Origin of the sequence: Streptococcus sp. CCH5-D3, from assembly GCF_001556435.1 — a bacterium.
Taxonomy (GTDB): Bacteria; Bacillota; Bacilli; order Lactobacillales; family Streptococcaceae; genus Streptococcus.
Genome location: NZ_LSIW01000006.1, coordinates 1 through 237, shown reverse-complemented (window position 1 = coordinate 237; position 237 = coordinate 1). Strand labels below are relative to the sequence as shown.

1 protein-coding gene is annotated in these 237 nt (G+C 44.7%); it reads right to left on the bottom strand.

Annotated features, from left to right (window positions below; translation table 11 throughout):
* Window positions 1-49: 49 nt before the first annotated feature.
* Window positions 50-237, bottom strand: a 188-nt coding sequence (locus AX662_RS10630) for a hypothetical protein (RefSeq protein WP_197414647.1), incomplete at its 5' end; no start/stop codon positions are given.

The window sequence follows — 237 nt, the reverse complement described above, 5'->3', positions numbered from 1 at the left end:
CAAGTTCCTTGAGTTTATCAGCTCAACAGAGTGTTTCAAAATCACAAAGTCAATCAGCCTCAGCGAGTGCGTCTTTGAGTGCCGTGAAATCGGAGAGCGTTTCAAGTTCCTTGAGTGAGTCTTTGAAGACGAGTGTCTCACAAAGTGAGTCAGTCTCAACAAGTACATCTTTGAGTGGCGTGAAATCGGAGAGCGTTTCAAGTTCTTTGAGTGAATCCTTGAAGACAAGCGTCTCAC